General features: G+C 61.0%; 18 protein-coding genes and 1 tRNA gene. 7 read left to right on the forward strand and 12 right to left on the reverse strand.

What is annotated here, in order from left to right; genetic code table 11:
- Positions 1–449: 449 nt before the first annotated feature.
- From ACVDHI_RS14200 to ACVDHI_RS14245, 10 genes are all read right to left on the reverse strand, one after another.
- Positions 450–2,714, reverse strand: coding sequence for a DUF927 domain-containing protein (locus ACVDHI_RS14200; protein WP_447212188.1), 2,265 nt, complete (start codon positions 2,712–2,714; stop codon positions 450–452).
- Positions 2,711–3,067, reverse strand: coding sequence for a hypothetical protein (locus ACVDHI_RS14205; protein ID WP_279450330.1), 357 nt, complete (start codon positions 3,065–3,067; stop codon positions 2,711–2,713). The genes ACVDHI_RS14200 and ACVDHI_RS14205 overlap by 4 nt, the downstream gene beginning before the upstream one ends.
- Positions 3,051–3,218, reverse strand: a complete 168-nt coding sequence (locus ACVDHI_RS14210; RefSeq protein ID WP_266135897.1) for a hypothetical protein — start codon at positions 3,216–3,218, stop codon at positions 3,051–3,053. The genes ACVDHI_RS14205 and ACVDHI_RS14210 overlap by 17 nt, the downstream gene beginning before the upstream one ends.
- Positions 3,211–3,471: a hypothetical protein gene (locus tag ACVDHI_RS14215; protein WP_069652820.1), complete on the reverse strand. Its 261-nt coding sequence runs from the start codon at positions 3,469–3,471 to the stop codon at positions 3,211–3,213. Before ACVDHI_RS14215 ends, ACVDHI_RS14210 begins: the two co-directional genes overlap by 8 nt.
- Positions 3,468–3,626, reverse strand: a complete 159-nt coding sequence (locus tag ACVDHI_RS14220) for a hypothetical protein (RefSeq protein WP_319918624.1) — start codon at positions 3,624–3,626, stop codon at positions 3,468–3,470. The genes ACVDHI_RS14215 and ACVDHI_RS14220 overlap by 4 nt, the downstream gene beginning before the upstream one ends.
- The gene (locus tag ACVDHI_RS14225; RefSeq protein WP_447212189.1) at positions 3,623–4,207 is read right to left on the reverse strand and encodes an ash family protein; all 585 of its coding nucleotides are present in this window, start codon (positions 4,205–4,207) and stop codon (positions 3,623–3,625) included. Before ACVDHI_RS14225 ends, ACVDHI_RS14220 begins: the two co-directional genes overlap by 4 nt.
- A 14-nt stretch (positions 4,208–4,221) precedes the next feature.
- A complete protein-coding gene (locus ACVDHI_RS14230) occupies positions 4,222–4,635 on the reverse strand; it encodes a hypothetical protein (RefSeq protein WP_447212190.1) in 414 nt (137 codons plus the stop codon).
- A gap of 10 nt (positions 4,636–4,645) precedes the next feature.
- Positions 4,646–4,855, reverse strand: a complete 210-nt coding sequence (locus ACVDHI_RS14235; RefSeq protein ID WP_043158845.1) for a helix-turn-helix transcriptional regulator — start codon at positions 4,853–4,855, stop codon at positions 4,646–4,648.
- A gap of 243 nt (positions 4,856–5,098) precedes the next feature.
- On the reverse strand, positions 5,099–6,307 hold the full coding sequence (locus ACVDHI_RS14240) for a tyrosine-type recombinase/integrase (RefSeq protein ID WP_050717580.1): 1,209 nt from the start codon (positions 6,305–6,307) through the stop codon (positions 5,099–5,101).
- A gap of 261 nt (positions 6,308–6,568) precedes the next feature.
- Positions 6,569–6,653, reverse strand: a tRNA-Leu gene (locus tag ACVDHI_RS14245).
- 143 nt (positions 6,654–6,796) lie between these two features.
- On the opposite strand from ACVDHI_RS14245, the gene ACVDHI_RS14250 reads away from it, so the two are divergent.
- The gene (locus ACVDHI_RS14250; RefSeq protein WP_324032315.1) at positions 6,797–7,309 is read left to right on the forward strand and encodes an RDD family protein; all 513 of its coding nucleotides are present in this window, start codon (positions 6,797–6,799) and stop codon (positions 7,307–7,309) included.
- 144 nt (positions 7,310–7,453) lie between these two features.
- On the opposite strand, the gene lptG is transcribed toward ACVDHI_RS14250, so the two are convergent.
- A complete protein-coding gene (gene lptG, locus ACVDHI_RS14255) occupies positions 7,454–8,524 on the reverse strand; it encodes an LPS export ABC transporter permease LptG (RefSeq protein WP_041210919.1) in 1,071 nt (356 codons plus the stop codon).
- A gap of 25 nt (positions 8,525–8,549) precedes the next feature.
- Complete coding sequence (lptF, locus tag ACVDHI_RS14260; protein ID WP_029313726.1) at positions 8,550–9,662, reverse strand: LPS export ABC transporter permease LptF; 1,113 nt, start codon at positions 9,660–9,662, stop codon at positions 8,550–8,552.
- Between the two features lie 172 nt (positions 9,663–9,834).
- Between lptF and pepA the strand changes: the two genes are divergently transcribed.
- The 6 genes from pepA to pbpG all read left to right on the forward strand — a co-directional run bounded on the left by pepA (position 9,835) and on the right by pbpG (position 18,037).
- A complete protein-coding gene (gene pepA, locus ACVDHI_RS14265) occupies positions 9,835–11,346 on the forward strand; it encodes a leucyl aminopeptidase (RefSeq protein WP_010672960.1) in 1,512 nt (503 codons plus the stop codon).
- Positions 11,347–11,515: 169 nt separating this feature from the next.
- Complete coding sequence (locus tag ACVDHI_RS14270; RefSeq protein WP_010672959.1) at positions 11,516–11,971, forward strand: DNA polymerase III subunit chi; 456 nt, start codon at positions 11,516–11,518, stop codon at positions 11,969–11,971.
- Between the two features lie 65 nt (positions 11,972–12,036).
- The gene (locus ACVDHI_RS14275) at positions 12,037–14,889 is read left to right on the forward strand and encodes a valine--tRNA ligase (protein ID WP_277856329.1); all 2,853 of its coding nucleotides are present in this window, start codon (positions 12,037–12,039) and stop codon (positions 14,887–14,889) included.
- 207 nt (positions 14,890–15,096) lie between these two features.
- Positions 15,097–16,389 carry a hemolysin family protein gene (locus ACVDHI_RS14280; protein ID WP_029313724.1) on the forward strand — a complete coding sequence of 431 codons (1,293 nt, stop codon included), beginning with the start codon at positions 15,097–15,099 and terminating at the stop codon, positions 16,387–16,389.
- An 18-nt stretch (positions 16,390–16,407) separates the two neighbouring features.
- Entirely contained in the window at positions 16,408–17,073 is a 666-nt protein-coding gene (locus ACVDHI_RS14285) for a DedA family protein (protein ID WP_039040923.1), read from the forward strand.
- A gap of 178 nt (positions 17,074–17,251) precedes the next feature.
- On the forward strand, positions 17,252–18,037 hold the full coding sequence (gene pbpG / locus ACVDHI_RS14290; protein WP_010672955.1) for a D-alanyl-D-alanine endopeptidase: 786 nt from the start codon (positions 17,252–17,254) through the stop codon (positions 18,035–18,037).
- Positions 18,038–18,438 lie beyond the last annotated feature (401 nt).

Below are 18,438 nucleotides of genomic sequence, written 5' to 3' on the forward strand. Positions count from 1 at the left end.
CAATACATGCGCATTTATCAGACTGACTATCATATCCTTGCCCCGCAATATTACTAACCACGACAAAGTATGATCTCGATCGGCTGTCTGCACTCTATGTATGAAAAAACGGTGGCTACAGCGGCTACGCGGCTACAACTCCCCTCTAGGCCGCGTCATTGCTGGGTTTGTCGTGTAGCCACTACCCCAAAAGGTGGTGGCTACAGGTGGCTACACGCCACTTACTGAGTGGCTACAGCCCCTTTTTGTAGCCACTGTAGCCATTGTGTAGCCACTAAAAATCAGCCTAGTGGCTACACCTCTATCCCTTGATACATAAGGTCTACAGAGGTGTTTTATTGTGGTGTAGCCACTGTAGCCACCATTTTTGTTTCTTCTTTCACGCGCGCGCCTGAGGCAGAAAAGGCAAGGGCCACACTCGGTGGCCCTCTGGTTCCTGTTGGCTGAGGTTATTCATCCTCCAAGCCATCCCCTTCATCACCCAATACTCGCTCACCCAGCACATAGACCCTCATCCCCTTACCCATGCCTGGCAATCTGACCTGTCGCTGGAGCCGCTTCTTGTCTTTGCCTGTCAGCAGATAGCCAGCCTCAAGGCTCAAGATGGCCGCTCGCTTGGGATCTCGCCCCTTGGTGATCTCAAGCCAGCCCTGGGGCAGCACAAAGAAGCTCACCCCATCCGACTCCACCTTGCGAAAGCCCACCATGTTGGCTGGACGATGGCTAGAGTCGAACCAGTCGGCAAAGCGTGTGAACTGGTGGGCAAAGACAAATCCACGTACCTGCATCAAGGTGGCAGCGTCCTCCTGGTTGCCCAAGTGCCCACGTTCTGCCAGCCAAGCCTTGAGGCAGACCCTCACCGCCCTGATGGCTTCCCCCTCTGGCCAGCCGGTCACCCCCAATCGGGTGGCCAGCTCCCCGGCTGCGGCCACCAGCGCAAACCGGTTGATAGCTCGGCCAACCTGATTACCCGCGCCCTTTGGAGTCAGCTCGGCTGCCAATTGCTTAATCTCGGCCCTCAGCCGCTCTCTCTGCTCATCCATGGTCTGAGTCAGGGCATGGGCATAGGTGCGAAAAGCGATGCCGTGATGTGCTTCTGTGTTGGCTTTCAGGGTGTCGGCAAAGCTGCGCCCTCCATCCATGCCGTGCAGCCACTCAAAGGCGCCATGGTGCCCGGTATCGCTGGGGATCTGGATTGTCCGCACCTCCATCCCGGCCTGGGTACTCTTCCCGACACTGGCGGCATGGTCCTCGAGACTTAGCTCACCGGTGGAGAGGAACAGCAACCGCCAGGCCTTACGCTCTCTCAGCTCACCATCCTGCTTACTGCGGCCCTTGCCTTGGCCGTTGGCCAGCATGTAGGCAGTTTGGCCTGCTTCCCGGCCGTCCAGCTCGCCCAGTTCATCCAGACAGAGCAAGGCATCATTGCGCCGACTGGCGATCCCCTCGATGGCGTTACCGGTGGCGCGCCAGGTTTGGGCATAGCGGTCCGGGTGACCATAGACACTGGCAGCCGCCTTCATCACCGTGGTTTTGCCGTCGGTACTCTCACCCTTGAGATGGAAGCCACCGCCCTCCATGCCTACCAGAGAAAGCAGGGGAGCGGCAAAGGCGAGGGACAGCGCAAAGCAAAGCCGAGAGTTGCCCACGGCCAGTCCTGCAACCCCCTGTTGCCAACCGGCCAGGGTACCGCGCTCAGTAAAGTCGCTAGCGGTGTAGCCGGCGGTCTGCAGAATGACCCCCTCGGCATCCGGCCCAATGGACCCACCGGGCAGCACATAGGCATGGCCATGCCACCCTGTGCGCTCGACACAGGTGATACGGCGCTTGGGCTGGCAGCTCATCAGGTAGGCTGCCAGCCTGCGCTTATGGCTCAGCTCGATAAAGGGCAGCCCCGCATCCAGCAGCGCGGCAAACACCTCCTCACCGTTGCGCGGGACCAGGGAACGCACCGGCATGGCCCACTGGCGCACCCGCCCGGCGCTGTCCCGCCACTCCAACAAGCGGCCATAGCCTCGGCCCTGCTCATCAGCGGTCTCTGCCAACACATGAACTGGGCTGGCAATGGGTACCCACTCTTGCCGGGCATCCTCACCCCGGCCCACTGTCATCAGGGCGCACAGGCGCGAGCCCCGCACCTCGAACCCTGCCGGTAGCTCTGGCCCTTCCTCTGGGCTGCTTTTCACCAGATGGAGCGGAGCCACATTGTCTGGCCAGGGCGCCTCGTCCGGTGGGGTGTCTGCCGCCAGTGTCTGCTCGAAGGCTACCACATCCACCAACTGCCAGGGCTCGGCATTATGGCCAGGGTTGCCGCGGTAGAGCTCGGCCTTGGGGGCTTGCTTGCGCAGAGCCACGATCAGCCGCTTGGCCTTCTCGGGGGCGAGGTTGCCGAACTGGTGAACGATGACCCTCTTGGTGGCATCCCGATCGGCCATCTTGTAGAGCCTGGCGCCGTCATCCAACTGGGCGGGCCCCACATACAGCGTCTGCTCTGGCTCCACCTCTGGGTCAATCGGGTTGTCTGTGGCCACCGCCTCGTTGTGTGCGCGCTGCAGGGTAGCCCTGATGCCGGCATCCCGACTTGCTTGCTCGCCGGTGTGGATCACGACCACCTGCAGATCATCCAGGTCCGCAAACTTGAGGAAGGCGCCGGCCCGGGATGGTGGGCTGTTTTGATGACCGGGGCCTGCAGCCCCTTTATGTAGTGCTGTCATTGCATCGCCCTCTGCTTGCTCTCGCTCGCCAGCTCAACCACGGGGTCCTTTCCCTCCTCGAGCATCTGGTGAACATCTGCGCAGAAGGCGCAATACATCTGATCCACCACCAAGGCGCCCAGAGGGGTCAAAGTCCCGTTCACCACCATGTGCCGCAGCATGAGCAAGGCATCGGCCTGCCCCTGCTGAGCCCCGGCGTTTTCGAGGTGAGCGGCCACGATGTTGTTATGAATGGCCATCGTCAGTGACTCAGCAGCAAGGGGAAGCTGGATCCCCAGGTGAGTAAACACATTGCCCCGGGCGGCCAAGTAGGCCTGGGCTAACTGCTCCACCAGCTTATTTATCTCGGTCATGGCAACCCCCTGTTGCATTGCGCTCGCCTGATTGTTTCTGGGCCTTGGTCACCCGCTTGAAAAGTTCCCGCAGTACCGCGGGGCGCAGTGGATTGCGTGACAACTCGCGCCACATCCGGCCATTCAGGGTATTGATCAGTCGATTACTCATGGCGTGTCCCTCCCAGCAGAACGGCAACCAGTTCCTTGAACGCCCGATCATCCAATCCGGCTTTCAGCTCTCGAGCTTCCTTGGCGGTAACGGCCACCGCGGCGCCCTTGGTCTGTGCAATGAAACGGTCCCGATCGCTTCGCCACAGGAAAGCGCTGAGGCTGCCCTGCTGTGAACGTTTCCCGGTACGGGGGTGAGTGGGGCCAATGAAGGTGGTCGGCTCGCTGCCGTTGGCCCATGCGAAATAGGTCATGCCAGCACCTCCTGGCAGAGCCTTATCTCTATACGTAGGGCATCGAGCAAAGCGTTGAACTGCGCCCGCTCTTGCAGGCACAGGTCGGTTTGTTCCAGGGCGTCAGCAAACTGCTCGAGCAGTGCCTCTAGGCGGGATGGAGTGGACAGGGTCATGCGGCCACCCCCTTGCTAGGGGTGCGGGACATAAACACCAACGACAAGCCGGGCAAGTTGGCGCGGGCTTGAGCCTCGGTATTGGCGATGATGGTGATAGTGCGGATACGCCGAAGCTCGGCCAGGCGGCAAGTACGAGGACGCTGGATCAGGAAGGTGAAGATTTTGGGTAAAGCAGGGGTGGGGACAGTAGCCATGATGGCAGCCTCCGTAGTGGTCAGATTTTCTCTGCCACCGGAAGACGCCAATCTCCAACTGGTGGCAGCCCGGACAAGGTTGGCGTAACTGGTCACTACGGAACCCAGCGCCCCTTTCGAGGCCCTCGCCCGAACCGCCATAACACTGTAGAGGCCACCGACCAGGTAGGCCAGCAGCGCCCCAAGAAATGAGGAACGAGTACCGACAAAAAACCACGCAAGAGCGTGGGTCGGCTCCGTAGATATTTTCGAGACGCCAATCTCGGCAACGGATTTGGCCGCTGCAGGGCGAATCGTACTCCGTTGGACGTTGTGGGACAAGCCCACCCCTTGGAATTTGGGCAAGGCTTCGCCCTGGGCAGTGAGCCCATATTGTTCTTTCATGGCATACCTCGGGGTTAGGCGGCGGGAGGGAGGGGAGTGACAGCCGGCGTGCGAGCGCACAGAATGGCGGCGTAGTCGTCTGCCAGCAGGGCAGCCTGGCGCTGGTGTCGCCAGTGGTTGATCAGGGCCACCAGCTTATGGGCTTGCTCACGGTCGGCCAGCCAATAGCGCTTGAAGCGAGTGGTCCCGCCGCCGCTATGCTGGTGCTCAAAGAACGCATCGGTGATAGCTACCCCGTGGTTTCGACGGAGTAGGCCGATGCTGTTGCGCAAGTTGAGGTCATGGAGCCCAGCTAGTCCAGACAAGGCGCTGACGCCTTGGGCTCCCTGCTCCAGCAGGTGGGTGGCGACCAATTCATACTTGGTGATATGCTGACCCTGCTCAAGCTGGGTCGTGCCGTTCGCGGTGCGGCCTTTTTCTTTTTGCATCGTCCTCTCCTTACGCAGCTTGGCCTTGAGCGTTGATCCACTCGTGAACCTCTTCACATCGCCAGGCGGTGACCCGGGTTCCCAGCTTAATTGGCTTCGGGAACTTGCCTTCACCAACCATCCTCCAAAGCGTTGACTTGCTGAACGGCAATGGGCCCACCTTGCTGGCCGTGGTCACCAGTTGTGCCTCTCGAATAAATCCTGTTTCCGGTATTGTCATGTGAGTTCTCCTGAAATGAAAAAGCCCGACACAGTGGTCGGGCTTAAGAGGGATAAAGCAGTATTTGATGATGAATAGGGCTGATTTTGACTTGGGATCCTCCAACGCAAAAACCCGGCACGATGGCCGGGTTTGGATATGAAAAAGGCCCAATCTCGAGAGAATGGGCCATGATGGGGAAATCCTAACGCTGGTGTGATAACGAGTCAAGCAGTCGCTTAGCGTGTCACCCCCTCCTACCTCTTACCCTGCTCTGTGGAAGTTCACCGGACGAACATTGCCGCCCTGTTGTGACTCATAGAAGTCAGCAAGCCATTGCAAGAGCTTGCGGCGGTCATCCAGGTACTCGGCCCTATGGTAGGCCGCCCGCACCTTATTGCGCTCAGCATGGGCAAGCTGGCGCTCGATGACATCCGGATCAAAGCCCTCCTCGTTGAGTGTGGTGGATGCCAGCGCCCGGAAGCCGTGTGGGGTGGCAATCCCCTTATAGCCCATTCGTCCCATGGCATAACTCAGGGTGTTCTCGCTCATGGGGTCAGTCAGCTTCCGCTCGCTCGGGAACAGCAGCTCACAGTGTCCGGTTATCTGGCGCAGCTCCTCAAGCACAGCAAGGGCCTGTCGGGAAAGGGGCACGAGATGGGGTACCCGCATCTTCATCCGCTCAGCCGGGATCCGCCACTCGGCTCGCTCCATATCGAACTCATCCCAACGAGCAAAGCGAACCTCACCAGGGCGGGTCATCGTCAACATCAGCAGGTGGAAGGCTAGGCGGGTTGCAGGGTTCAATGGCTCAGCAGCCAAGCGCCGGTAAAACTCCGGCAGCTCAGCCCGCGGGAGCGCCGGCCGGTGTTCCTGCTTGGTGGCCCTCAGTGCCCCTTTCAGATCTTGGGCTGGATTGTAGCTGGCCCGCCCGGTCTGGATGGAGTAACGCATGACAGAGCTGATCCGCTGCAGTACCCGTCCAGCTGTCTCGGTGGCTCCCCTTGCCTCAACCTTGCGCAGAGCATCCAACATTATGGGCGCTGTCAGCTCAGCAACCGGCACCAACCCCAGATCGGGAAAGGCATCAACTTCCAAAGACTCTATCACACGCTTGGCATGACCTGGGCTCCAGCGGGCTAACTGACTCTGGTGCCACTCCCTGGCTATGGCCTCAAAGCTGTGTTCGCTGGCGAGCCGGCTGGCCACCTTGCTCTGCTTACGGGCAAGACTGGGGTCGATACCTTCCGCCAATTGCCTGCGGGCATCCTCACGCTTAACTCTTGCCTCTTTCAAGGAAACCTCTGGGTAGACCCCCAGAGCCAGCACCTTCTCCTTTCCAGCGAAGCGGAACTTGAGGCGCCAGTATTTCCCCGACGAGGTGATCAGCAAAAAAAGGCCCTTTTCATCAGACAGCTTCTGCTGTTTGCCATTGAACTTGGCTTGTCGGGCGGCGGTATCAGATAGCGGCATGGGGGTATCTCCCGTTTTAACTTGGGGGTACATGGCAGACGCTGGGGGTATAAGCCACTACCTCACAGGCCAGGAATGGCGCGGGATAGCGGACAGGTGGGGGTACTTTTTACCCCTGCTGGGATTTGTACCCCCAGAGATACCCCCAATAATGGGGGGATGTCATGAGGCTTTATGATACGACGAGAAACAACAAAAAACCCGCAAGCCTTACGCTATGCGGGTTTCTGGTCTGCCGTGATACGGCATGAAACTGTAATATGGTGCCCGGGGTCGGACTCGAACCGACACGTATTGCTACGGCGGATTTTGAATCCGCTGCGTCTACCGATTTCGCCACCCGGGCAGCTGCGAGGGATTATACGAATGGCGCTTGGCCATGCAAGGTGTTTTTCTTGCCCCCACCGTTGTTTGCTCATTTATTCAACGCCTTGCCGATGCCAGGCCAGTTACATAGAATGCCCGCATCATATTAATGGAATAATCATCATGGCCAAGCGCAAGACCCCCACCCCTCTCCAGCCTGCTCCCCGGCATCCGTCTGCCGGTCTGCTGCGCCGTCTCGGCGCCCTGCTCTATGACTATCTGGTGGTGATTGCCCTGCTGATCATCGCCGGCTTCATCGGCATGGGGGTGGCCCACCTGCTGCTGGCCACCGGCATGGCGCACGTTCCCGAGGGCAAGGATGCCGCCTGGCTGCTCACCAGCCCCCTCTACAGCGCCTGGCTGGCCTTCGTCATCTGCGGTTTCTACACCTGGTTCTGGGTCCGCGCCGGCCAGACCATCGGCATGCGGGCCTGGCGCCTGCGCATCCAGAACCTGGACGGCAGCAACATTCGCGTCACCCAGGCCCTGATCCGGCTCGCCACCTCGGCCTTTGGCCTGGGCAACCTGCTGTGTGTGTTCAATCGCGCCCGCCCCCGCGCCTTCCAGGACATCTGGGCCGAGTGCGAGGTGGTGGTGCTCGGCAAGGCGGAAAACCTGGAGCAGCTCAATCGCTGATCCCAAGGCGGCAACGAAAAAGGGCACCCAGAGGTGCCCTTTTTGCTGACCAGAACTGACGGCTTGCAGCCCAGAACCTTGACGGAAACGGTGCATCGAGAGCAATGGCCGCCTGTTGTCAGCAGCCCGCCGTCCTTCAGGCCGCTACTGCTTGCGGCTCAGGATATAGAAGGAGATGCCGCCAAACAGCAGGCTGGGTGCGATGGCCGCGAGGATGGGCGGGACCGCATAGACCAGGCTGACCGGGCCGAACACCCTGTCGCTCACATAGACCGCGAAGCCGGTCATGATCCCCATCAGCATCCGCGCCCCCATGCTCACCGAACGCAGCGGGCCGAAGATGAAGGAGGAGGCGAGCAGTATCATGGCCACCACGGAGAGCGGTGAGAGCAGCTTGCGCCACATCTCCAGCTTGTAGCGTCCGGCATCCTGCTTGTTGGCATCCAGATAACCGATGTAGTCCCGCAGCCCCGAGATGGGCAGGTTCTCGGGATCGATGCTGACCACCCCGAGCTGCTTGGGGGTCAGCTCGGATTGCCAGGCCATCTGGGCATGCTGTTCGTCCTGGATCCGGGTGGGATCGTCAAACCGGGTGATGTGCACCTGTTTCAGCAGCCAGTGGTGATCCTCGAACACCCCCTCCTTCGCCTGCACCACGTCGATCAGATTGCGGGACGGAGTGAAGCGGTAGAGGGTGATGCCGGTCAGGGCGCCATCGTTGCGCACCCCGTTGATGTTGACGAAGTTGTTGCCATCCCGTGCCCAGACCCCGTAGGCCGAGACCGTGAGTCTCCCTTCCGACATGGCCCCCGCCTTGATGTCATCCGCCATCCGCTTGGCGGCCGGTGCGACGTACTCGCCCATCAGCCCCACCAGCAGCATCAGGGGAATGGCGGTCTTGAGCGCCGCCATGACGATGCTGATCTTGGAGCGTCCCGCCGCCTGCATCACCACCAGCTCGGAGCTGGTCGCGAGCTGGCCCAGACCGATGAGGCCACCGAGCAGGGCCGCCAGGGGGAAGAAGAGCACCGCCTCCTTGGGCATGGAGAGCAGCACGTAGTAGAGGGCGTTGAGCATGTCGTAGTTGCCTTCCCCGACCGCCTTCAACTGCTCCACGTACTTGATGAGCGCGGCCAGCCCGACCAGGGTCAGCTCGCACAGCAGGATCGACATGAAGATGACCCTGCCTATGTATCTATCGAGAATGCCGAACATCAGCAGAGACTCCCAGGTTGCAGCATCATGCTGACTTTCTCTTGAACAATTGCCCTTTGACCCCGTTCCACCAGCTGGTGCCCTGCAGGTTGAGAGGCAACCCTATCAGCAGCAGATAGACCAGGGGCACCAGGAACATCCCGGGCCAATGGGGCAGACGCCCGCTGTCGATGGCCGACCGGGCGGCACTGAGCAGCAGGAAATAGGAGAGATAGAGCAGGATGGCCGGCAGCAGCTTGGCGTAACGCCCCTGACGGGGATTGACCCGCGCCATCGGCACCACCAGGAAGGTGAGCACCAGGATGGAGAGGGGCAGCGACAGGCGCCACTGCAATTCGGCCATCAGCTGGTTGTCCTGGGTGCCGAGCAATGCCAGGGTCGGCTTGGCCGCCGCCTTGCGGTTGGATCGCTCCATCTCCTGCTGGCGGATCACCAGGCTGTATTCACGGAACTCCGAGACCTGGAACTGCTTGCCGGTGAAATGCCCCTCGTAGCGCGAGCCATCCTTCAGGGTCAGCCACTGCAAGCCGTTGCTGTCGGCGGTCACCTGCCCCTCGTTGGCCACCACCACTGACGGGGGTGAGCCCCCCTCGGCCCGTTGCAGCACGAAGATTTTCTGCAACTCCGACCCCTTGTCGTTCAGATCCTGGATGTAGGCCACCAGGCGCCCCTTGTCGAGCTCCATGAAGCGGCCGGCCTGCAGGAAAGAGATACCGGGATCGGCCTTGAACTCGTCGATCACCTGGTACTCCCGCTCCTTGGCCTGGGGGGCGACCCAGCCGGTGTTGAACGCCGCGACGGCGGCGGTCAGCAGGGCCAGCACCAGGGCGCTGCCCATGATGAAACGGTGACTGAAACCCACCGCGTGCATAACCGTCATCTCGCTTTCCGCGTACAAACGGCCGTGAGCAAACAGAATGGCTAAAAACAGACTGATAGGCAGCATCAACAACGCCATATTCGGCAGGTTGAGCAGCAGGAGGGTGGATACCAGGCGCGTCGGCACCTCACCATCGGCGGCATCGCCAATGATCTGGATAAATTGCTGGCTGACGAAGATAAGCAGCAGCACGAACAGCACCGCAAGCTGGGTTTTCAGGGTCTCCCTGAACAAATATCGGAAAACGATCACAGTCATTCCCAAGTAAACTTGTGTTTTTAGTCGAATGCCTGAAAAATAGGGCCCTATATTGGATTTTTACCAGTTTGAACTGCGGAGCCTGTGACTGTTCGCTCCGCCTCTGATACCCCAACAAGCACCGCATTATTCAATAAATGGTGCCTTTTGTCTTTAGGATGTAGGAGATTCCATGGAGTTCAGTGTAAAGAGTGGCAGTCCTGAGAAGCAACGCAGTGCCTGCGTCGTGGTCGGCGTTTTTGAGCCCCGCCGCCTCTCTCCGGTTGCCGAACAGCTGGACAAGATCAGCGACGGCTACCTCAGCTCGCTGCTGCGCCGTGGCGACCTGGAAGGGAAACCGGGCCAGATGCTGCTGCTGCATCAAGTACCGGGCGTGCTCAGCGAGCGCGTACTGCTGGTCGGGTGCGGCAAGGAGCGCGAACTCGACGAGCGCCAGTACAAGCAGATCATCAACAAGACCATCACCACCCTGAACGAAACCGGCTCCATGGAAGCGGTCTGCTTCCTGACCGAGCTGCACGTCAAGGGTCGGGATACCTACTGGAAGGTGCGTCAGGCGGTGGAAACCACCAAGGCGGGCCTCTACAGCTTCGATCAGTTCAAGACCAACAAGGCCGAACCGCGCCGTCCGTTGCGCAAGCTGGTCTTCAACGTGCCGACGCGTCGGGAACTGACCATAGGCGAGCGCGCCATCAATCACGGCCTGGCCGTGGCGAAAGGGGTGCGCATCTGCCGCGACGTGGCGAACATGCCGCCCAACGTCTGCAATCCCGCCTACCTCGCCTCCCAGGCCCGCCGTCTGGCGGATGCCTATGACAACATCACCACCAGGGTGGTGGGGGAGCAGGAGATGGCCGAGCTCGGCATGAACTCCTACCTGGCGGTGGCCCGCGGCTCCGAGAACGAAGCCATGATGGCCATCATCGAATACAAGGGCAACGCCGACGCCAAGCCCATCGTGCTGGTGGGCAAGGGGCTGACCTTCGACTCCGGCGGCATCTCCATCAAGCCGGCAGACGGCATGGACGAGATGAAGTACGACATGGGTGGCGCCGCCTCCGTGCTCGGCACCATGCACGCCCTGGCCCAGTTGCAGCTGCCCATCAACGTCATCGGCGTGCTGGCGGGCTGCGAGAACATGCCGGGGGGCAACGCCTACCGCCCCGGTGACATCCTCACTACCATGTCCGGCCAGACCGTCGAGGTGCTCAACACCGACGCCGAAGGCCGCCTGGTGTTGTGCGATGCCCTGACCTATGTGGACCGCTACGATCCCGAGACCGTGATCGATGTGGCGACCCTGACCGGTGCCTGCATCATCGCCCTGGGCCACCACACCTCTGGCCTCTTGGCGAACCACAACCCCCTGGCCCACGAGCTGCTCAACGCCTCCGAACAGGCCGGCGATCGCGCCTGGCGCCTGCCCCTGTTCGACGAGTATCAGGAGCAGCTGGAAAGCCCGTTCGCGGACATGGCCAACATCGGTGGCCGTCCGGCCGGAACCATCACCGCCGCCGCCTTCCTGTCGCGCTTCACCAAGAAGTACAACTGGGCCCACCTGGATATCGCAGGGACCGCCTGGAAGAGCGGCAAGGAGAAGGGCTCCACCGGCCGTCCTGTGCCCCTGCTGACCCAGTTCCTGCTCAACCGGGCCGGCGTGGCGGACGTCGAAGACAAGGAGTGATCCCCTTCCCCATCGACTCGAAGAGCGATGCGAGAAGGCGTTACCCTGTATCACAAGGAAGAGGCCTGCCTCTTCCTTGTTTCATTGAGAGAATCCGGGAAGTCCGTGCCAGACGCGGCTCCCGAAGACGGCCAATCGCTGTCCGTCACAGCCAAACGGGACCGACCTGATGAGCCAAGTGACCTTTTACCTGATGAGCCAGCCCGATGATGCGGATGCCTCCGCCGTCGAGCGCCTCGCCTGCCAGCTTGCGGCCGATGGCTGGAGCGCAGGCCACCTCTATCTGCTGTGCGAGGACGAGGCCCAGGCCCTGCGTCTGGACGAGCTGTTGTGGCAGTTGCCGCCCGATCGCTTCGTGCCGCACCAGTTGCAGGGGGAGAGCGGTCAGGCTCCGGTGGAGATAGGCCATCAGCCGCCACGGCGGCGCTATGCCTGCCTCATCAACCTGGCCCGGCAGACACCTTTGTTTGCAGGACACTTCGCTCAAGTGGTAGATTTTGTCCCCACTGACGAAACGCAAAAGCAGCAAGCCCGCGAGCGCTACAAGCACTATCGCCAGGCGGGCCATACCCTCGAGATGAGGGATCAGCCCGTCCTTGCCGCACCGGATCCGGCGCAGCCCTGACTGTGCCACCCTCGATCCACGACGAATCAACACCAGACTCCATCCATCCAGAATACGGCGAGACCATGGAAAAGACTTTTAATCACAACGCCATCGAACAGGCGCTCTATCAGCACTGGGAAGCCCAGGGTTACTTCAAGCCCCACGGCGACACCAGCAAAGACTCCTTCTGCATCATGATCCCGCCGCCGAACGTCACCGGCAGCCTGCACATGGGTCACGCCTTCCAGCAGACCCTGATGGACACCCTGATCCGCTACAACCGCATGCAGGGCAAGAACACCCTGTGGCAGGCGGGTACCGACCACGCCGGTATCGCCACCCAGATGGTGGTTGAGCGCAAGATCGCCGCAGAAGAGGGCAAGACCCGCCACGATTACGGCCGGGAAGCCTTCATTGACAAGATCTGGCAGTGGAAGGAAGAGTCCGGCGGCACCATCACCCGTCAGATGCGCCGTCTGGGTGACTCCGTGGACTGGGAGCGCGAGCGCTTCACCATGGATGAGGGCCTCTCCGCCGCCGTCCAGGAAGTGTTCGTGCGCCTGTACGAAGACGGCCTGATGTACCGCGGCAAGCGTCTGGTGAACTGGGATCCCAAGCTCAACACCGCCATCTCCGACCTGGAAGTGGAAAACCGCGAGATCAAGGGCCACATGTGGCACCTTCGCTACCCGCTGGCCAACGGCGCCAAGACCGCCGAAGGCCAGGATTACCTGATCGTCGCCACCACCCGTCCGGAAACCATGCTGGGTGATACCGCCGTCGCGGTAAACCCGGAAGACCCGCGCTACAAGGCGCTGATCGGCCAGCACATCCTGCTGCCGCTGGTGAACCGTCTGATCCCCATCGTTGCCGACGAACACGCCGACATGGAGAAGGGCACCGGCTGCGTGAAGATCACCCCGGCCCACGACTTCAACGACAACGAAGTGGGCAAGCGCCACAACCTGCCGATGATCAACATCTTCACCCTGGACGCCCACGTGCGTGCCGAGGCCGAAGTGGTCGATACCAATGGCAACCCGAGCACCGCCTATGACGCCGCCCTGCCGACCGAGTTCGCCGGGATGGAGCGCTTCGCCGCCCGCAAGGCCATCGTCGCCAAGCTGGACGAGCTGGGCCTCCTGGCCGAGATCAAGGATCACGTGCTGCAACAGCCTTACGGCGATCGCGGCGGCGTGCCCATCGAGCCCATGCTGACCGACCAGTGGTACGTGCGCGTGGCCCCCATGGCCAAGACCGCCATCGAGGCGGTGGAAGATGGCCGCATCCAGTTCGTGCCGAAGCAGTACGAAAACATGTACTTCTCCTGGATGCGCGACATTCAGGACTGGTGCGTCTCCCGTCAGCTGTGGTGGGGTCACCGCATCCCGGCCTGGTATGACGATGCCGGCAACGTCTACGTGGGCCGCAACGAAGAGGAAGTGCGCGCCAAGCACAGCATCCCGTCCGTGACCGTGCTGCGTCAGGACGAAGACGTGCTCGACACCTGGTTCAGCTCCGCCCTGTGGACCTTCTCCACCCTGGGCTGGCCGAACAACACCGAGGCGCTCAAGACCTTCCACCCGACCGACGTGCTGATGAGCGGCTTCGACATCATCTTCTTCTGGATTGCCCGGATGATCATGATGACCATGCACTTCATCAAGGACGAGAACGGCCAGCCGCAAGTCCCGTTCAAGACCGTCTATATCACCGGCCTCATCCGTGACGAAGAAGGCCAGAAGATGTCCAAGTCCAAGGGCAACGTGCTGGACCCCCTCGACATGATCGATGGCATCTCCCTGGAAGACCTGCTGGAGAAGCGCACCGGCAACATGATGCAGCCGCAGATGGCCGAGAAGATCGCCAAGCGCACCGCCAAGCAGTTCCCGGAAGGGATCAATGCCCACGGCACCGACGCCCTGCGCTTCACCCTGGCGGCGCTCGCCTCCACCGGTCGTGACATCAACTGGGACATGAAGCGCCTGGATGGCTACAACAACTTCTGCAACAAGCTGTGGAACGCCTCCCGCTATGTGCTGATGAACACCGAAGATCAGGATTGCGGCTTTGCCGGTGGCGAGATGCAGTTCAGCCTGGCGGATCGCTGGATCCAGTCCCAGCTGCAAGTGGCCATCCGTGACTTCCGCACCGCCCTCGATACCTACCGCTTCGACATCGCTGCAGGCGTGTTGTACGAATTTATCTGGAACCAGTTCTGTGACTGGTATCTGGAGCTGACCAAGCCGGTACTGACCAAGGGCTCCGAGGCCGAGCAGCGCGCTGCCCGCCACACCCTCGTCAGTGTCCTCGAGACCCTGCTGCGCCTGGCACACCCGATCATCCCGTTCATCACCGAAACCATCTGGAAATCGGTCGCCCCGCTGGCCGGCGTACACGCCGACACCATCATGATTCAGGCTTTCCCGGAATTCGACGCAGCCAAGGTGGACGACGCCGCGATGGCGGATCAGGAGTGGGTGAAGGAGTTCATCGTCAGCATCCGCAACATCCGCGCCGAGATGAACGTAGCGCCGAGCGTCCCGCTCAACGTGCTGCTCCAGTGCGATGCCAAGGATGCCGAGCGTGCAGCCGACAACGAGGCCTTCCTCAAGTCGCTGGCCCGTCTGGAATCCATCCGCGTGCTTGGCGAAGGTGAAACCGCGCCGCTGTCGGTGAAGAAGCTGATCGGTGCCACCGAGCTGATGATCCCGATGGCTGGTCTCATCGACAAGGATGCCGAGCTGGCCCGTCTGGCCAAAGAGGTTGCCCGTCTGGTGGGCGAGTGCGGCCGCATCGAAGGCAAGCTCGGCAACGAAGCCTTCGTCGCCAAGGCGCCGGAAGCGGTCATCATCAAGGAGCGCGAGAAGCTGGAAGATTACCGTCTCCAGCTGACCAAGCTGGAAGCCCAGCAGGCCGAGATCGCAGCGCTCTAAGCCACAGCGCAACATGACAAGCCCCCGTTTATCGGGGGCTTTTTCATGTCATGGGTTCAGTTCTCCCTCTCCTGCCCCGCAGTTTTATCCCTCCCGCCGGGGCGATATTCAAAAATTCACGAGCCAAATCACCTCCTTTCACAAGCGCAGAGCCCGCAAATTCATTACACTGCCAGCGGTCTTTTCTATCGGGAGTGCTGCTGCAGTATGGAAATATTGATCCTGTTTGGATTGATTTTGCTCAATGGCGTCTTCGCCATGTCGGAAATCGCCATCGTGACGGCACGCAAGGCACGCCTCGCCAAAATGGCGAGCGAAGGGAGCCGCTCCGCCGCCATCGCCCTCAAGCTCGGGGAAGATCCGACCCATTTCCTCTCCGCCGTACAGATCGGCATCACCAGCATCGGCCTGCTCAACGGTATCTATGGCGAGTCCCTGCTGGCCCAGCCCTTCGCCCTCTGGCTGCAGGAGTGGGGGCTCTCCCCCAAGAGCAGCAGCCTGCTCGCCACCGTCATCGTGGTCGTGCTGGTCACCTATCTCTCCATCGTGGTAGGGGAGCTCGTGCCCAAACGCCTCGGACAGCTCAGCGCCGAGCGCATTGCCTGTCTGGTAGCCCGCCCCATGCTCTGGCTGGCGACCCTGACCCGTCCCTTCGTCTGGTTGCTCTCCGCCTCCACCAACGCCAGCCTGCGGCTGCTGCGGGTCGATCAGCGCAGCAGCAACAACGTCACTCAGGAGGAGATCCACGCCATGCTGGTGGAGGGCTCCGAAGCGGGGGTGATCGAGGACCATGAGCACACTATGTTGCGCAACGTGTTCCGCCTCGACGAACGCAGCCTGGCCTCCCTGATGGTGCCGCGCAGCGACATCCGCTATCTTGACCTGTCACTGCCGCTGGAAGTGAACCTCCAACGTCTGGTGGAGTATCGCCACAGCTTCTTCCCTGTCTGTGACGGCAGCCTGTCGGATCTCGTCGGCATCCTCAACGTCAGCAAGGTGCTGCACGCCTACATCAAGGGAGAGCCCATCGATCTGGCGGCGCTGACCCAGGACGGCAGCCTGCTGCCGGAGACCCTCAACGGCCTGGAGCTGCTCAACCACTTCCGTACCCACTCCGAGCACATGGTGCTGGTGGTGGACGAATATGGCGAGCTGCAGGGGCTGGTCACCCAGCAGGATCTGCTGGAAACCCTGGCCGGCGACTTCCAGCAGGAAGATGGGGAAGACAACTGGGCCTTCCAGCGCGCCGACGGCAGCTGGCTGCTCGACGGCCTCATTCCGCTGCCAGAATTGAAGGACTGTCTGGAGCTGGTTCGTCTGCCGGAAGAAGAAAAACATCACTATCACACCCTTGGAGGGCTTATCATGCTGCTCCTTGGCCGCCTTCCCCAGACCGGAGACCTGGTCACCCTGGAACAGTGGCAACTGGAAATCGTGGATATGGACGGCCTGCGCATCGACAAGGTGCTTGCCATGCCCTTGACCGACCAACCCAGCTAACCTGCGGAGTTTGCATGTATGGAGCAGTTTTACCACCTGGCTCACGCCTTTATGCATCAGGATCTGGCGACACTCTCTGATCCCAAGATGGTCTTCATGGTCTATGTCGTCCTGCTGACCTTCCTGGTGCTCGAGAATGGCTTTATCCCCACCGCCTTCCTGCCAGGGGATACCCTGCTGATCCTGACCGGCGTGCTGATCTATCAGGGGGTGTTGCCGATGGCAGTGGTCCCGCTGCTGATCATGGCGACCTTCGTCGGTACCTGGCTTGGCTACATGCAGGGGCGTTTCCTCGGCCACACCCGGATGTATCACAGGCTGATGTCCCATCTCGATGACAAGCACAAGGAGAAGGTGCACTACCTGCTCAACAAGTACGGCATCATCACCCTGATCACCGCCCGCTACATCGCCTTCGTGCGTACCGCCTACCCCTATATCGTCGGCGCCAACGAGATCCCCCAGGGGCGCTTCCTGGTGGTCAACCTGATCAGCTCCATCATGTGGATCTGCCCCCTGGTCGGGCTGGGTTACTACCTGAGCCACACCAAGCTGGCCGCGCAGTATGAGTCCCAATTTCTCAGCGTCATTATCTACCTGCCGGTCGTGCTGCTGGTGGGCGGCCTCATCGCTCTGGTCTGGCGCTGGTGGAGCAGACGCAAGCCCGGCGTCTCCAGAGAGTGAGACAAACCACAGGGTCGCCCACAGGCGGCCCTTTTTTATGGAAAATAGTGGCGAATTCCCCCTGCTCGCTCTTGTAAAGCAGGGGCAAAAATGAGTGAATCTAGCGCCTTTTTTCGCTGTGGATGGAGTTGGTTGTATGGGGTGTTGGATTCGCGCAATCGCGCTGGTAGGTGGATTGATGGGACTGCTGGGTTCGCAGACAGCCCTGGCGACCCCCGACCCGGCCAAGCTGCAGCTCAAATCGGGCAGTGCCCTGGTGATGGACGTCAACACCGGCAAGACCCTGTATCAGAAAAACCCCACCCGGGTGCGCCCCATCGCCTCTCTCACCAAGCTGATGACGGCGCTGGTGGTGCTGGATGCCCGCCAGAACCTCAATCAGACCCTGACCATCGATCAGAACGACAGGGACAACATCAAGCACACCTATTCACGGGTGCGCATGGGCACCCAGGTCAGCCGCCGCGACGCCCTGCATCTGGCGCTGATGTCCTCCGAGAACCGCATGGCCTCGGCGCTTGCCCGCCACTACCCGGGGGGTCGCCAGGCCTTCATCCGCGCCATGAACAACAAGGCCAGACAGCTCGGCATGCGCAACACCCGCTACTATGACTCCACCGGTCTCTCCACCCGCAACGTCTCCACCGCCCAGGATCTGGCCAAGCTCCTCTCTGCGGCCTATCGACAGCCGCTGATCCGTGAATTCACCCAGGACACCAGCAGGGAGATGCGCTTTCACAAGCCGGCCTACAGCCTGATGTTCAACAATACCAACCCGCTGGTGAAGAACCCGGACTGGGATGTACGCCTCTCCAAGACAGGCTATACCGACGAAGCGGGCCGCTGCCTGCTGATGCGTGCCAAACCGGATCGTCAGGAGCTCGCCATCGTACTGCTCAACTCGGTGGGCAAACGCACCCCTGTCGGGGATGCCAACCGCATCCGCAAGTGGCTGAAAAGCTGATTCTCTCAACGAAGACATGAAAGGATGCCGCGGCATCCTTTTTATTGCCCGCCAAACGCCTCAGCAAGCCGCCAGAGAGCGCCAGCCCCTCACAGCATAGTGCGTATGGTAAGGGCACCCAGGTCCACAGGCACGGCCACGGGATGCATCAGCAGCCTGCCAGGCAAGACCCGTCGAGAGTGGTTACCCGGGGGCACGTGCAGCAAGGGGGAACCGTCCCCCGTGGGAGCGTCAGGGAGAAGAACACGAGAGAGACAACCCCATGATGGGGAGGAGGATATCGCCCATAAAAAAACAGCCCCGACTGACGTCGAGGCTGTCTGTATGGTGCGCCCGAGAGGATTCGAACCTCTGACCACCTGGTTCGTAGCCAGGTACTCTATCCAGCTGAGCTACGGGCG

Source organism: Aeromonas sp. 25-248 (assembly GCF_053005425.1).

Coding starts and splice junctions, on each gene's coding strand:
- ACVDHI_RS14200 (WP_447212188.1), bottom strand. CDS start 2,714: ATGACAGCACTACATAAAGGGGCTGCAGGCCCCGGTCATCAAAACAGC.
- ACVDHI_RS14205 (WP_279450330.1), bottom strand. CDS start 3,067: ATGACCGAGATAAATAAGCTGGTGGAGCAGTTAGCCCAGGCCTACTTG.
- ACVDHI_RS14210 (WP_266135897.1), bottom strand. CDS start 3,218: ATGAGTAATCGACTGATCAATACCCTGAATGGCCGGATGTGGCGCGAG.
- ACVDHI_RS14215 (WP_069652820.1), bottom strand. CDS start 3,471: ATGACCTATTTCGCATGGGCCAACGGCAGCGAGCCGACCACCTTCATT.
- ACVDHI_RS14220 (WP_319918624.1), bottom strand. CDS start 3,626: ATGACCCTGTCCACTCCATCCCGCCTAGAGGCACTGCTCGAGCAGTTT.
- ACVDHI_RS14225 (WP_447212189.1), bottom strand. CDS start 4,207: ATGAAAGAACAATATGGGCTCACTGCCCAGGGCGAAGCCTTGCCCAAA.
- ACVDHI_RS14230 (WP_447212190.1), bottom strand. CDS start 4,635: ATGCAAAAAGAAAAAGGCCGCACCGCGAACGGCACGACCCAGCTTGAG.
- ACVDHI_RS14235 (WP_043158845.1), bottom strand. CDS start 4,855: ATGACAATACCGGAAACAGGATTTATTCGAGAGGCACAACTGGTGACC.
- ACVDHI_RS14240 (WP_050717580.1), bottom strand. CDS start 6,307: ATGCCGCTATCTGATACCGCCGCCCGACAAGCCAAGTTCAATGGCAAA.
- ACVDHI_RS14250 (WP_324032315.1), top strand. CDS start 6,797: ATGGCCAAGCGCAAGACCCCCACCCCTCTCCAGCCTGCTCCCCGGCAT.
- lptG (WP_041210919.1), bottom strand. CDS start 8,524: ATGTTCGGCATTCTCGATAGATACATAGGCAGGGTCATCTTCATGTCG.
- lptF (WP_029313726.1), bottom strand. CDS start 9,662: ATGACTGTGATCGTTTTCCGATATTTGTTCAGGGAGACCCTGAAAACC.
- pepA (WP_010672960.1), top strand. CDS start 9,835: ATGGAGTTCAGTGTAAAGAGTGGCAGTCCTGAGAAGCAACGCAGTGCC.
- ACVDHI_RS14270 (WP_010672959.1), top strand. CDS start 11,516: ATGAGCCAAGTGACCTTTTACCTGATGAGCCAGCCCGATGATGCGGAT.
- ACVDHI_RS14275 (WP_277856329.1), top strand. CDS start 12,037: ATGGAAAAGACTTTTAATCACAACGCCATCGAACAGGCGCTCTATCAG.
- ACVDHI_RS14280 (WP_029313724.1), top strand. CDS start 15,097: ATGGAAATATTGATCCTGTTTGGATTGATTTTGCTCAATGGCGTCTTC.
- ACVDHI_RS14285 (WP_039040923.1), top strand. CDS start 16,408: ATGGAGCAGTTTTACCACCTGGCTCACGCCTTTATGCATCAGGATCTG.
- pbpG (WP_010672955.1), top strand. CDS start 17,252: ATGGGACTGCTGGGTTCGCAGACAGCCCTGGCGACCCCCGACCCGGCC.